The organism is Modestobacter sp. SSW1-42 (genome assembly GCF_046635825.1).
Taxonomy (GTDB): domain Bacteria; phylum Actinomycetota; class Actinomycetes; order Mycobacteriales; family Geodermatophilaceae; genus Modestobacter.
Window position 1 is genome coordinate 233898 of sequence record NZ_JBISCA010000004.1, and the last position, 12555, is coordinate 246452.

Consider the following 12555-nt stretch of genomic DNA (forward strand, 5'->3'; position numbering starts at 1 on the left):
GTCAGGGCCCGCGAGGCGCTGCGGCCCGGCCCGGTCCGGCGATCAGCCCACCTCGGCCAGGGCCGCCTCGCGCTGGCCGGCGAACCACGCGACCGTGCGCCGCAGGCCCTCCTCGGAGGTGACCGCCGGGGCCCAGCCGAGCGCCTCGGTGGCCAGCGTGGTGTCGGGGCGGCGCACCTTCGGGTCGTCGACCGGCAGGTCGATGAAGCCGATCTCGGACTGCGAGCCGGTCAGCTCGACGATCCAGCGGGCCAGGTCGAGCATCGACAGCTCGTCGGGGTTGCCGATGTTCATCGGGCCGGTCTCGTCGGAGAAGGCCAGCGCGAGGATGCCGCGGACGGTGTCGTCGACGTAGCAGATGGAGCGGGTCTGCGACCCGTCGCCGGCCACGGTCAGCGGCCGGCCGGACAGCGCCTGGCCCACGAAGGCCGGGATGGCGCGGCCGTCGTCGGCGCGCATCCGCGGGCCGTAGGTGTTGAAGATGCGCACGATCGCGGTGTCGATGCCCTGCGAGGTGCGGTAGGCGGTGGTCAGCGCCTCGCTGAACCGCTTCGCCTCGTCGTAGACCCCGCGCGGGCCGACCGGGTTGACGTTGCCCCAGTAGTCCTCGCGCTGGGGGTGCTGCAGCGGGTCGCCGTAGACCTCCGAGGTCGACGCCAGCAGGAACCGGGCGTCCTTCTCCTTGGCCAGGCCCAGCGCGTGCAGGGTGCCCAGGCTGCCGACCTTGAGCGTCTCGATCGGCATCTTCAGGTAGTCGAGCGGGCTGGCCGGCGAGGCGAAGTGCAGCACCAGGTCGACCGGGCCGGGCACGTGCACGTAGTCGGTGACGTCGCAGCGGACCAGCCGGAAGCCGGGGTGCTCCATCAGGTGCGCCACGTTCTCCGGGGCGCCGGTGAGGAAGTTGTCCAGACAGACGACCTCGACGCCGCGCTCGAGCAGCTGCTCGCACAGGTGGGAGCCCAGGAACCCGGCGCCGCCCGTCACCACCGCCCGGCGGATCTCACGGGTGCCGCGCACTGCGTCCTGGACTGCCATCGACCTTGCTCCTGTCTGCCGCACCCGTGCGTCGCCCACACGGTCTGCGTCCGTCCGCCTACCCGGGAGATCAACTTCGCACACACTTCGATCCCGAAGTGTTCCAGGGGCAGCGGCGCCACCGATCGGGGGACGGCGACCAGGGCGGCCGCCGTCCGACCGGCTACTGCAGGTAGTTCTCGACCTGCGGCTCGGGGCGGGGCTGCGCCTCGTCGGGGTCCTCGCCGTACTGGCGCTTGGCGTCGCGCTGGCGGAGCAGGTCCCAGAGCTGGTCGCGGTCCTCCTCGATCTGGCGGAGGCGGGCGCGCTGCTCCTCGGTGTGCTCGCTCGCGTTGCGGAGCGTGTGCTCCTCCTCGACCAGCGCCTCGATCTGGGCGCGGATGTCCTTGTCGTCTGCCATGTGCCCAGCTTGCCCCCTCGGGGACGGGCTCATGCCTGCTCGGGCACCCAGCCCTCGACGAAGGCGGCCAGCCGCCGGGTCACCGCGCCCCCGGACCGGCCCAGCGACAGCAGCGCCGCCCGCTCCAGCGGCACCCGCACCGGACGCCGTCCGGCGGTGGCGGTGCGCACGGCGTGCCCGTCGGCGACCAGGTCGGGCCAGGGGCGGTCGAGCTGGTCGCGCACCCGCGCCAGAGCGGCGGCGGCGGGTGCGGCGTTGCCCTCGACGAGCGCGGTGACGAACGCCGGGTCGCTGGCGATGACCCGGGTCGCGTCGCGGTAGCTCCCGGCCGCCAGCGACAGCGCGAGCGGCCCGGCCTGCCCCGCGGCCGCAGCCAGCGCGGCCGCCAGCAGGTGCGGGACGGCGCTGATCGCGGCGACCGCGTCGTCGTGCTCGGCCGCGGTGACCGGCACGACCTCCGCGCCCACGGCCAGCGCGATCTCCGCGACCCGCAGCCAGCGGCGCAGGTCGGTGCCCGGTTCGAGGCAGAGCGCCCACCGGGCGCCGGTGAACAGCGCGGGGTCGACCGACTCCGGGCCGGACCGTTCCGTCCCGCACATCGGGTGCCCGCCGACGTACCGGTCGCCGAGCGCCGCGCCCAGCGCGTCGAGCACCGGCACCTTGACCGACCCGAGGTCGGTGACCGTGGCCCCCGGGTCGACCCGCAGCCCCTCGAGCGCCCCGGCCATCACCGGCAGCGGGACGGCGAGGACGACGACCCCGGTGAGCTCCCGGGTGACGCGGACGCCGTGGTCCGCGGCGGCGTCGCGGGCCGCGGGGTCGACGTCCCAGCCCGACACCGGGCGGCCACCGGCGGCCAGGGCGGCGGCGAGCGACCCGCCGAGCTGGCCGAGCCCCACGACCGAGACCGGTGGGACCGGCATCGTCGGCACCGGGAAGGCCGGTGGCCCGCTGTCGTCGGGAGCAGGGTCGGCCATGATCTACAGGCTATGACCACCCCGCCGGACCCCGGGACCGCACTGCGGCCGAGCTTCGCCGTCCGGGCCGCCCGGATCGACGGGCGCTGGCAGTGCGAGCTGCTGGCCGCCGACGCCGACAGCGAGCTCCCGGCGCTGGAGCGGGCGCTCGGTGAGCCCGGGTCGCCCGGCTGGCCCGGCCCGCTGGTGGTGGTCGTCGACAGCCGGCTCTACTTCGTGGTGCTGCGGCACGGGCCCGGCGGCATGGTGCGCGCGCTGATCTCCGACGCCACCTTCCAGGAGGGGCTGCTGGCCGCCGAGGTGGTCGAGCGCTACGGCATCCCGGTCGACGCCGGCACCACGGTCGAGGACGCCTTCGACGACGGCGAGCAGGGCTGGCCCGGGGGCGACCTCGACGTCCTCGCCGACGCCGGGCTGCCCGCCGCCGAGCTCACCGCGCTGCTGGAGTCCGGCGAGATGTGGGCCGACGAGCTCGTGCTGGCCATCGCCGCACGGATCGGCTTCGCCGACGAGCTGCGGGCCGCCGCCACCGCCTGAGGTGTCCCGCGGACGGTCGAGCCCTGCCCCCAGCGGGGGGCAGCTCCCGACCGTCCGCACCATGTACCCGTGACCGACGACGAGGCGATGCTGCGGGCGCTGGAGCTGGCCGCCGCGGCCCAGGAGTGGGGTGACACGCCGATCGGCGCCGTCGTCCTCGGGCCGGACGGCGCGGTGCTGGCCGAGGCCGCCAACGAGCGCGAGAAGCGCGGTGACCCGACCGCGCACGCCGAGGTGCTGGCCCTGCGCGAGGCGGCCCGGCGGCACGGCGACGGCTGGCGGCTGACCGGCGCGACGCTGGTGGTCACCCTCGAGCCCTGCACGATGTGCGCCGGCGCGAGCGTGCTGGCCCGCGTCGCCCGGGTCGTCTACGCCGCGGACGACCCCAAGGCCGGCGCCGCGGGCTCGCTGTGGGACGTCGTCCGGGACCGCCGGCTCAACCACCGGCCCGAGGTCGTGGGCGGTCTGCGCGCCGAGGAGTCCGGCGCGCTGCTACGTGCCTTCTTCCGCGCGAAGCGGGGCCTGTAGTCTCTCCGGCGGTGGCGTGTCCGAGCGGCCGAAGGAGCACGCCTCGAAAGCGTGTGAGGTTCACAGCCTCCGTGGGTTCAAATCCCACCGCCACCGCAGCCGACGGCGGCGCCCGATCCACACCGGATCGGGCGCCGCCGTCGTCGTTCCCGGCCCCGTCACCCGGCGCGCGCCCTACTGGGCCCGGTCGGAGTCCACGAGCAGTCGGCCGTCGTCCCCGCGGACGAAGGTGAACGTGTGCTGCTCGGGCTCGCTGCTCCCGTTCTCCACGTACGTGACCGGCGCGGTGGCCGTCAGGGAGCCGTCGGCGGCCGAGACCGGCCCCAGCGTCACGGAGCTGAAGCGGTTCCAGAACCGGATGTAGCCCTCGCGGGAGATCGACCCGCGCAGCGTCGGACCGGTGCGCTCCCAGGCGGCCGCCGGGTCGCCGGGCAGCAGCGCGTAGTAGCTGGTCAGCGTCTGCTGCACCTCCGCCGCCGAGCCCGGCGCGGGTCCCGTGGGCGTGGTCGGGGTGGGGGCGGCGGAGGTCGTCTCGGTCGGGGCCGCGCTGGTCGGCGCGGCCGACGACGACGTCGCCGGGGTCTCCGACGGCTCGGGGGTGTCGGAGGGGGTGGGCGTCGACGTGGGCGTCGGCGTGGGCGCAGCGGACGACGGCGAGGGGGTGGGCGTGCCGGTCTGTGCGGCGGTCGAGCGCCCGTCGCCGTCCTGGCCGAGCAGGAACAGGACGACGCCGGCCGCCACCAGGACCGCGGTCAGTGCGGCGAGGAGCAGCACCCCGCGGCGCCGGCGCGGCGCGCGGGCGGGCGCCGGGGCAGGCGTGGGCGGCTGCGCCGGGGGCGCCGCCACCGGCTCGACCGCCGTCGGCGGCGGGTCAGGGGTCGCCGGCGCCGGCTCGTCGGGCGTCTCGACCAGCGGGGGAGGCGTGACGGGCACCGGTGCCACGACCGACCGCTCGGCCGGCGGCGGCACGGCCGGCATGGCACGGTCGCCCACCGCGCGGGCGTCGGTGAGCGTCGGCGGGATCGGGGTGCGCGCGGTCAGCACGTCGGTGACGTCGCGGCCCCGGCCGGCGGCCAGGCCGGCCAGCTGGTCGCGGACCTCGGTCATCGACGGGCGCCTGCCCGGGTCGGAGTCCAGCATCCGCATCAGCGGCCGGGTGAGCGCCCCGGCGTTGCGCGGCCGGGTGAAGTCGCCACCGGCGACCCGGTAGAGCATCTCCAGCGGGTTCTCGGTCATGCCGAACGGCGGTGTCCCCTCGAGGGCGGCGTAGACCGTCGCCCCCAGCGAGTAGACGTCGCTGGCCTCGTCGGGCTCCTGCCCGCGGGCGACCTCGGGGGCCAGGTAGGCCGGCGTCCCCTTGACCACGCCGGTCTGGGTGAGCGAGACGTCGCCGCGAGCCCGGGAGATGCCGAAGTCGGTGATCTTCACCAGCCCCTCGGCGCGGCCGCCCTCGCCGATGAGGATGTTGCCCGGTTTCACGTCGCGGTGGACGACGCCGGCGGCGTGCGTGGCGACCAGCGCGTCGGCCACCTGTGCGCCGATGGTGGCGACCTGCTGCACCGGCAGCGTGCCCTGCTCGGCCAGCACCTGCGCCAGGCTGCGCGAGGGCAGGTACTCCATGACCAGCCACGGCGTCCCGCCGTCGTCGACCATGTCGTAGACGGAGACCGCGTGCGGATGGGTGAGCCGGGCGGCGATGCGGCCCTCGCGCATGGCCGCCTCGCGGTGGCCGGCAGTGGCCTCGGGGTCGCTGCCGACCGGGATGAGCACCTGCTTGACCGCGACGTCGCGACCCAGCAGCTCGTCGCGGGCCAGCCAGACGGCGCCCATCGCGCCGCCGCCGAGCCGGGAGCGCACGAGGTAGCGCCCGGCCACCCGGGATCCCGGCGCCGTCACCCCTGGCCTGCCCGCACGCCCACCGGTCCGCCGGTCAGGCGGAGACCGGGGCGCCGTAACGGCGCGCGTACTCCGTCTGTGCTCCCTCGGGCAGGGCGTCGTAGAGCTCGGCCAGCTCGGCCAGCGAGCTCTCCGGCAGCTCGTCGAACAGCGACTCCCAGCTCGGCGGCTCGTCGTGCCCGCGGGTCAGCAGCAGCTCCCACGCCCGCGTCTGCCGGTCGCGCTGGGCCCGCTCGGCGACCATGCCGGACAGGTACTGGTCCTTGGCGGCGTCCTTCTCCGCGCGGGTGGCGTCGGCCGGGAGGTCGCTGGGGTCGGTGTTCTGCAGTGCGGTGACGATGGCCGCGACCACCTCGGGCCGCACCTGCTCGGTACTGCTCATGTCCTGTCCCTCCGGTCGTCGTGTGCGCGGCGGTCGCCGGCTGTCGTCGATCACTCAACCACCCCGGGGGCCTGCGGGCGCCCCGGGCGAGGGGGGAGCGGCGCGCGTCGGAGGAGCGGACCGGTACAGTGACCGACGCACTTGGAGGATTCGCCTAGTGGCCTATGGCGCTCGCTTGGAAAGCGGGTTGGGTGCAAGCCCTCGGGAGTTCGAATCTCCCATCCTCCGCAACAGGTCGTCGTCCCGGCGGCCGCCCCCTGTCCCACCGGGCGCCGGTCGTCCTCTACAGTGGTGGACGACCCCTCGTGCGGCGTCACCCTGTGAACCTCCCCAGGGCCGGAAGGCAGCAAGGATAAGCGGGCTCTGACGGGTGTGCGAGGGGTCCCTTGCGTCCTCCCACAGCTTCCTCCCAGGTTCGTGCGGTTCGATCCATGAACCGTCAACCTCGGGAGTGGACATGGCCGGTCGTCGCGTCTGGTGGATCACGGGTGGCGTGCTGGCGGTGGTCGCCGCCGGGGCCATCGGCGGGCCCCTCGTCTACGCCGCGCTGGAGGAGGACGCCGCGCCGGCGCGCACGGTGCAGGCCCAGCCCGAGGCCGCTGCCGCCACGACCAGCGCGCCCGCCTCGGGGGCGCCCAGCAGCGCCGTCCCGCCGACGCCCGACGTGGCCGCGCTCGACGGGACCTGGACCATCGCCGCCGACTCGTCGGCCGGCTACCGCGTGGACGAGGTCCTCAACGGCGCCGACGTCACCGTCGCCGGCACGACCGACCAGGTCACCGGCTCGGTGGTCATCGCCGGTGGCGACCTCACCGAGGCGGACGTGACCGTCGACGTCGCCTCGATCACCACCGACTCGGACCGGCGGGACGGCTACTTCCGCGATAACGTCATGGACGTGGCGGCCAACCCCACGGCCGTCTTCTCGGTGACCGAGCCCGCCGACCTGCCCGAGCTCACCGGCACCCCGGTGACCGTGCCGGTGACCGGGGAGCTGACCCTCGCCGGCGTCACCCGGCCGGTGCAGACCGAGATCGCCGTCGTGCGCACCGCCGAGGGCGTCGACGTCTCGGGCGCGGTGCCGGTCGTCTTCGGCGACTTCGGCATCGAGCCGCCGAACTTGGGCTTCGTCCGGGTGGAGGACCGGGGCCAGGTCGAGTTCTTCCTGCACCTGGCGAAGTGACGCGGCGCCCGTCCGTGCCGGGTCGGTGACGCACCGGCACGGACGGGCGAGGTGCGCCGGGACCGTCGGCACGGCCACGTAGATTCGGGGCGTGGCTCTGGCGCTCTACCGCAAGTACCGCCCGGCGACCTTTGCCGAGGTGGTCGGTCAGGAGCACGTCACCACGCCCCTGATGAACGCCATCGACAGCGGGCGCATCAACCACGCCTACCTGTTCAGCGGCCCGCGGGGCTGCGGCAAGACGTCGTCGGCGCGGATCCTGGCCCGCTCGCTCAACTGCGAGCAGGGCCCGACGTCGACCCCGTGCGGCGTGTGCGGGTCCTGCGTCGCGCTGGCCCCCGACGGCCCGGGCTCGATCGACGTCATGGAGATCGACGCGGCCAGCCACGGTGGTGTCGACGACGCCCGCGACCTGCGCGAGAAGGCGTTCTTCGCCCCGGTCAACAGCCGGTACAAGGTCTACATCGTCGACGAGGCGCACATGGTCACCACGCAGGGCTTCAACGCCCTGCTGAAGGTGGTCGAGGAGCCGCCGGAGTTCCTCGTCTTCGTCTTCGCCACCACCGAGCCGGAGAAGGTCCTCCCGACCATCCGCTCGCGCACCCACCACTACCCGTTCCGGCTGGTCCCGCCGAGCACGCTGCGCGGCCTGCTCGAGCGCACCTGCGAGGCCGAGGGCGTCACGGTCGAGCCCACCGTCTTCCCGCTGGTGGTGCGCGCCGGTGGCGGCTCGGTCCGCGACTCGCTGTCGATCCTCGACCAGCTGCTGGCCGGCGCCGGGCCCGAGGGGGTCACCTACCGCTCGGCGGTCGGCCTGCTCGGCGTCACCGACGAGGCGCTGCTCGACGAGGCCGTCGACGCCCTCGCCGCCTCCGACGCCCCCGGGGTCTTCCAGGCCGTCGACCGGGTGGTCGAGGCCGGCCACGACCCGCGCCGGTTCGCCACCGACCTGCTCGACCGGCTGCGCGACCTCATCGTGCTGGAGGCCGTCCCCGAGGCCAGCGGCAACGGGCTGCTCGACTGCCCGCCCGACCGGCTCGACCTGATGACCCGCCAGGCGCAGGCGCTGGGCGCGGCCACGCTGTCCCGGCTGGCCGACACGGTGCACGAGGGCCTCACGGAGATGCGCGGGACGACGGCGCCCCGGCTGCTGCTGGAGCTGGTCTGCGCCCGCATGCTGCTGCCGGCCACCGACGGCTCGGCCGCGGCGACCCTGCAGCGCCTGGAGCGGCTCGAACGGCGGATGTCGATCGCCGGTGAGCACGCCGGCCGCCCCGAGGTCGCCGGCGCACCGGGCCGCGAGCCGGTGCGCGAGGCGCCCCGGCCCGCCCCGGTGGCCGCCCGCGCCGCCGAGCCGGCGCCTGCGGCCGCACCCCCCGCGGCTCCGGCCGCCCCGGTGCCGGCCGCCGCAGCAGCCGCGGCACCCAGCCGGCCGGCCTACGTCCGGCCGTCCCAGGCCCGCGCGGCCGCGGCCGCCCCCGCCGCACCGGCCCGGCAGGCGCCGGCCGCGTCGGCCCCCGAGGGGGACGACGGCTGGCCGGTGACCGCACGCCCCGGCGCCATGGCGGCGTCCACCCCCGCCGCGCCGCCGGCGTCCCCGCCCGTCACCCCGCCGGCCGCGCCGGATCCGCGGACACGTCCGGCGGTCACCGACGCCGAGCCCGACGTCCCGCTGCCGCCCGAGCCCACCGACGACGAGGACTGGCCGCAGCCGGCCCGGGCCGCGGCGCCCCGGCCCGCGCCCGCCGCCCCGGCGCCGCGCGAGCCCGCCCGTCCGGCCGCCGATCACGCCCCGGCCCCCCGGGCCGCCGCGGAGTCCGCGCCCTCGCCGCGCGGTGGGGAGCCCACACCGCTGGTGTCGGCCACCCCGCCCGAGCCGGCCGGGGGCGACACCGCGCTGACCACCGCCGACGTCCGGCGGATCTGGCCCGAGCTGCTGAAGGTGGTCCGCGGGCACAAGCGCACCACCGAGGGGCTGATGAAGAGCGCCCAGGTGCACGACCTGGCCAACGGCACGCTCACGTTGTCGTTCACCTCGCCGGCGCTGGCCAAGATGATGGGCGACGACCTGAACCGGGAGATCGTCCGGCAGTCGGTCGAGGAGCTGCTCGGCGTCCGGTGGAAGGTCCAGACGATCGTCGACGTGCCGGGGCAGGCCCCGGCCGGCCCGGCGGCCACGCCCGAGGCCGCCCGCGCCGCCGCCGAGGCGGCGCAGACCGCCGAGGCCGACGAGCTCATGGCCGAGCGGGCCGCCGAGCCCGTGGCCGGCAGCGCGGACGCCCCCGAGCAGGACCCGCACGCCGCGGCCCTGCTGCTGCTGCGCACACAGCTCGGCGCCCGCCCGATCGAGGACTGACGAAGGACCCCCTCGCCCCCCACCGCACGCTCCGCGCGCGGCGGGCCCCTGCGAGGGGGCCTGACCCTCGCCGCACGGCACGCTCCGCGCGCGGCGGGCCCCTGCCTGCGAGGGGGCCTGACACTCGCCGCACGGCACGCTCCGCGCGCGGCGGGTCCCTGCGAGGGGGCCTGACCGTCGTGCCTCCGTGCGGTCGGGGTGGGTGCTGCGCCCGGCGGCGGCGGAGTGTCGGGGGCAGCACCTACTCTCGGTGCCATGGGACCCGGAGGACAGCCCGACATGTCGGCCCTGCTCGCGCAGGCGCAGCAGATGCAGCAGGCGCTCGCCGCCGCGCAGCAGCAACTGGCCGCCACGGAGGTGACCGGGTCGGCCGGCGGTGAGCTGGTCACGGTGACCATGACCGGCGACGGCGACATCACCGCGCTGACCATCGCCCCGGCCGCCGTCGACCCCGACGACGTCGAGACGCTGCAGGACCTGGTGATCGCGGCCGTCCGCGACGCGCAGCGCGCCGTCAACGAGCTCGCCGCCAGCACGATGGGCCCGCTGACCGGCGGCCTCGGCGGCGGCCTGGGTCTGCCCGGCTTCTGACCCACCGGGGTGCGCGGGCACCACCGCCCGCGCACCCCACCCCAGACGAGGAGAACCGTGTACGAGGGCGCTGTCCAGGACCTGATCGACGAGCTCGGGCGGCTGCCCGGGGTCGGTCCCAAGAGCGCGCAGCGCATCGCCTTCCACCTGCTGGCCGCCGAGTCCACCGACGTCGGCCGGCTGGTCGCCGCTCTCCAGCGCGTGCAGGCCGAGGTCCGCTTCTGCGTGACCTGCTTCAACGTCGCCGAGGGCGAGCAGTGCCGCATCTGCCGCGACCCCCGCCGCTCCCTCGACGTCATCTGCGTCGTCGAGGAGCCCAAGGACGTCGTGGCCATCGAGCGCACCCGTGAGTTCAAGGGCCGCTACCACGTGCTCGGCGGGGCGATCAGCCCGATCGAGGGCATCGGCCCCGACGACCTGCGGGTCAAGGAGCTGATGACCCGGCTGATGGACGGCCAGGTCACCGAGCTGATCATCGCCACCGACCCGAACCTCGAGGGCGAGGCCACCGCGGCCTACCTGGCCCGGCTGGTCGGGCCGCTGGGTCTGGCGGTCTCCCGGCTGGCCAGTGGGCTGCCGGTGGGCGGCGACCTCGAGTACGCCGACGAGGTCACCCTGGGCCGCGCCTTCGAGGGCCGCCGCCGCATCGACGCCTGATCGGCGTCCTCCGGCGGGTCGGGGGAGTGCCGCGCCGGTGAACACCCGGCGAGCGCCCCACGTCACACCGGCGAACGGCCGTGGTCACAAGACGATCACAGCCTCCCCGACGGTTCCGTCACGCACCGCTGGGTGTGTTACTCATGGCCGACCAACGGCCACAGGCGGCCCCGGCGGCGCGCCTGCGCGCGCCCGCGGGCCGTCTCCCCATGTAGAACGAGGTGGCGGATTGAACTCCGTGTCCAGGACTGGCCGGCGCATGCTGGCCACGACGGCGGGCATCACGGCGGCGGCGCTCGTGCTGTCGGCGTGCGGCGGCAGCGATGACAGCGGTGACGGCGGCGCGACCGGCGGCGGCGGTGGCGGTGGCGAGGCGCTGACCCTCGGCACCAGCGACAAGGTCACCACGATCGACCCGGCCGGCTCGTACGACAACGGCTCGTTCGCCGTCATGAACCAGGTCTACCCGTTCCTGATGAACACCCCGCTGGGCAGCCCCGACGTCGAGCCCGACATCGCGGAGTCGGCCGAGTTCACCGCGCCCACTGAGTACACGGTGAAGCTCAAGAGCGGGCTGACCTTCGCCAACGGCCACACGCTGACCTCTTCGGACGTCAAGTTCTCCTTCGACCGCATGGTCGCGATCAACGACGAGAACGGCCCGGCGTCGCTGCTCTACAACCTCGACAGCGTCGCGGCGCCCGACGAGACCACCGTCGTCTTCACGCTGAAGAGCCCCGACGACCAGGTCTTCCCGCAGATCCTGTCGAGCCCGGCCGGTCCGATCGTCGACGAGGAGGTCTTCTCGGCCGACGCGCTGACCCCGGATCAGACGATCGTCGACGGCGAGGCCTTCGCCGGCCCGTACTCCCTGACCGGCTACAAGCTCAACGACCTGCTGTCCTACGAGGCCAACCCCGAGTACAAGGGGCTGCTGGGCGCGCCGAAGACCGCCGAGGTCAACGTCAAGTACTACAGCGACGCCTCGAACCTGAAGCTGGACGTGCAGGAGGGCAACATCGACGTCGCCTTCCGCAGCCTGACCGCGACCGATGTCGAGGACCTCCGCGGCAACAGCGAGGTCAAGGTCGTCGACGGCCCCGGCGGCGAGATCCGCTACATCACGTTCAACTTCGACACCCAGCCCTTCGGTGCGACGACCCCCGAGGCCGACCCGGCCAAGGCGCTCGCCGTCCGCCAGGCGGTGGCCGACCTGATCAACCGCGAGGAGATCGCCGACCAGGTCTACAAGGGCACCTACACGCCCCTGTACTCCTTCGTCCCCGACGGCCTGACCGGCGCGACCACGCCGCTGCAGGACAAGTACGGCGACGGCGCCGGTGGCCCGGACGCCGACAAGGCGGCTCAGCGGCTGCAGGCGGCCGGCGTGCAGACGCCGGTCACGCTCAACCTGCAGTACTCGAACGACCACTACGGGCCGTCCTCGGGTGACGAGTACGCGCTGATCAAGGACCAGTTGGAGGCCACCGGCCTCTTCGCGGTGAACCTGCAGACCACCGAGTGGGTGCAGTACTCCAAGGACCGCACGACCGACGTGTACCCGGCCTACCAGCTCGGCTGGTTCCCGGACTACTCCGACGCCGACAACTACCTGACGCCGTTCTTCCTCACGGAGAACTTCCTCAGCAACCACTACAGCGACCAGCAGGTCAACGACCTGATCCTGCAGCAGGCCAGCACCCCCGACCCCGCCGCCCGCCAGGCCCTGATCGAGCAGATCCAGGACCTCGTGGCCGACGACCTGTCGACGGTGCCCTACCTGCAGGGCGCCCAGGTCGCCGTCACCGGGACCGACGTCTCGGGCGTCGAGGACACCCTCGACGCCTCGTTCAAGTTCCGCTACGGCGCCCTCTCGAAGGGCTGATCAGCTCCCGCTGATCGATCGACACACCGCACACGGCCCCGGGCGACCCGCGAACAGCGGGCCGCCCGGGGCTCCGCACGTCCGGACCTGCCCGCCGCGGGCAGGCGCGGTACTGATGGACTGGGAGA

Annotated in this window: 12 protein-coding genes, 2 tRNA genes and 1 other RNA gene; 10 read left to right on the forward strand and 5 right to left on the reverse strand. The window is 74.8% G+C overall.

Annotated features, from left to right (window positions below; translation table 11 throughout):
- Positions 1–42 precede the first annotated feature (42 nt).
- From ACGBYP_RS15415 to ACGBYP_RS15425, 3 genes are all read right to left on the reverse strand, one after another.
- On the reverse strand, positions 43–1035 hold the full coding sequence (locus ACGBYP_RS15415) for a UDP-glucuronic acid decarboxylase family protein (protein ID WP_411585525.1): 993 nt from the start codon (positions 1033–1035) through the stop codon (positions 43–45).
- 163 nt (positions 1036–1198) lie between these two features.
- Complete coding sequence (locus tag ACGBYP_RS15420) at positions 1199–1435, reverse strand: DUF2630 family protein (RefSeq protein WP_411585526.1); 237 nt, start codon at positions 1433–1435, stop codon at positions 1199–1201.
- 29 nt (positions 1436–1464) lie between these two features.
- Positions 1465–2412, reverse strand: coding sequence for a prephenate dehydrogenase (locus tag ACGBYP_RS15425; protein WP_411585527.1), 948 nt, complete (start codon positions 2410–2412; stop codon positions 1465–1467).
- A 12-nt stretch (positions 2413–2424) separates the two neighbouring features.
- On the opposite strand from ACGBYP_RS15425, the gene ACGBYP_RS15430 reads away from it, so the two are divergent.
- The 3 genes from ACGBYP_RS15430 to ACGBYP_RS15440 all read left to right on the forward strand — a co-directional run bounded on the left by ACGBYP_RS15430 (position 2425) and on the right by ACGBYP_RS15440 (position 3573).
- Positions 2425–2949: a tRNA adenosine deaminase-associated protein gene (locus ACGBYP_RS15430; protein WP_411585528.1), complete on the forward strand. Its 525-nt coding sequence runs from the start codon at positions 2425–2427 to the stop codon at positions 2947–2949.
- Positions 2950–3018: 69 nt separating this feature from the next.
- A complete protein-coding gene (locus ACGBYP_RS15435) occupies positions 3019–3477 on the forward strand; it encodes a nucleoside deaminase (protein ID WP_411585529.1) in 459 nt (152 codons plus the stop codon).
- Positions 3478–3487: 10 nt separating this feature from the next.
- Positions 3488–3573: transfer RNA gene (locus ACGBYP_RS15440), tRNA-Ser, on the forward strand.
- A 78-nt stretch (positions 3574–3651) separates the two neighbouring features.
- Here ACGBYP_RS15440 and ACGBYP_RS15445 read toward each other — a convergent pair.
- Together ACGBYP_RS15445 and ACGBYP_RS15450 are read right to left on the reverse strand one after the other, a co-directional pair.
- Entirely contained in the window at positions 3652–5373 is a 1722-nt protein-coding gene (locus ACGBYP_RS15445; protein ID WP_411585530.1) for a serine/threonine-protein kinase, read from the reverse strand.
- Between the two features lie 34 nt (positions 5374–5407).
- Complete coding sequence (locus ACGBYP_RS15450) at positions 5408–5755, reverse strand: hypothetical protein (RefSeq protein WP_411585531.1); 348 nt, start codon at positions 5753–5755, stop codon at positions 5408–5410.
- Positions 5756–5898: 143 nt separating this feature from the next.
- Here ACGBYP_RS15450 and ACGBYP_RS15455 point away from each other — a divergent pair.
- The 7 genes from ACGBYP_RS15455 to ACGBYP_RS15485 all read left to right on the forward strand — a co-directional run bounded on the left by ACGBYP_RS15455 (position 5899) and on the right by ACGBYP_RS15485 (position 12427).
- Positions 5899–5983 (forward strand) — tRNA-Ser (locus tag ACGBYP_RS15455).
- A gap of 66 nt (positions 5984–6049) precedes the next feature.
- Positions 6050–6145, forward strand: an RNA gene (gene ffs, locus ACGBYP_RS15460) — signal recognition particle sRNA small type.
- Positions 6146–6212: 67 nt separating this feature from the next.
- Positions 6213–6938, forward strand: a complete 726-nt coding sequence (locus ACGBYP_RS15465; RefSeq protein ID WP_411585532.1) for a YceI family protein — start codon at positions 6213–6215, stop codon at positions 6936–6938.
- 91 nt (positions 6939–7029) lie between these two features.
- On the forward strand, positions 7030–9294 hold the full coding sequence (locus tag ACGBYP_RS15470) for a DNA polymerase III subunit gamma and tau (protein WP_411585533.1): 2265 nt from the start codon (positions 7030–7032) through the stop codon (positions 9292–9294).
- 255 nt (positions 9295–9549) lie between these two features.
- Positions 9550–9885 carry a YbaB/EbfC family nucleoid-associated protein gene (locus ACGBYP_RS15475; protein ID WP_411585535.1) on the forward strand — a complete coding sequence of 112 codons (336 nt, stop codon included), beginning with the start codon at positions 9550–9552 and terminating at the stop codon, positions 9883–9885.
- Between the two features lie 57 nt (positions 9886–9942).
- The gene (gene recR / locus ACGBYP_RS15480) at positions 9943–10542 is read left to right on the forward strand and encodes a recombination mediator RecR (protein WP_411585536.1); all 600 of its coding nucleotides are present in this window, start codon (positions 9943–9945) and stop codon (positions 10540–10542) included.
- Between the two features lie 259 nt (positions 10543–10801).
- Positions 10802–12427 carry an ABC transporter substrate-binding protein gene (locus tag ACGBYP_RS15485; RefSeq protein ID WP_411585538.1) on the forward strand — a complete coding sequence of 542 codons (1626 nt, stop codon included), beginning with the start codon at positions 10802–10804 and terminating at the stop codon, positions 12425–12427.
- Positions 12428–12555: the final 128 nt, after the last annotated feature.

Coding starts and splice junctions, on each gene's coding strand:
- ACGBYP_RS15415 (WP_411585525.1), bottom strand. CDS start 1,035: ATGGCAGTCCAGGACGCAGTGCGCGGCACCCGTGAGATCCGCCGGGCG.
- ACGBYP_RS15420 (WP_411585526.1), bottom strand. CDS start 1,435: ATGGCAGACGACAAGGACATCCGCGCCCAGATCGAGGCGCTGGTCGAG.
- ACGBYP_RS15425 (WP_411585527.1), bottom strand. CDS start 2,412: ATGGCCGACCCTGCTCCCGACGACAGCGGGCCACCGGCCTTCCCGGTG.
- ACGBYP_RS15430 (WP_411585528.1), top strand. CDS start 2,425: ATGACCACCCCGCCGGACCCCGGGACCGCACTGCGGCCGAGCTTCGCC.
- ACGBYP_RS15450 (WP_411585531.1), bottom strand. CDS start 5,755: ATGAGCAGTACCGAGCAGGTGCGGCCCGAGGTGGTCGCGGCCATCGTC.
- ACGBYP_RS15465 (WP_411585532.1), top strand. CDS start 6,213: ATGGCCGGTCGTCGCGTCTGGTGGATCACGGGTGGCGTGCTGGCGGTG.
- ACGBYP_RS15475 (WP_411585535.1), top strand. CDS start 9,550: ATGGGACCCGGAGGACAGCCCGACATGTCGGCCCTGCTCGCGCAGGCG.
- ACGBYP_RS15485 (WP_411585538.1), top strand. CDS start 10,802: ATGCTGGCCACGACGGCGGGCATCACGGCGGCGGCGCTCGTGCTGTCG.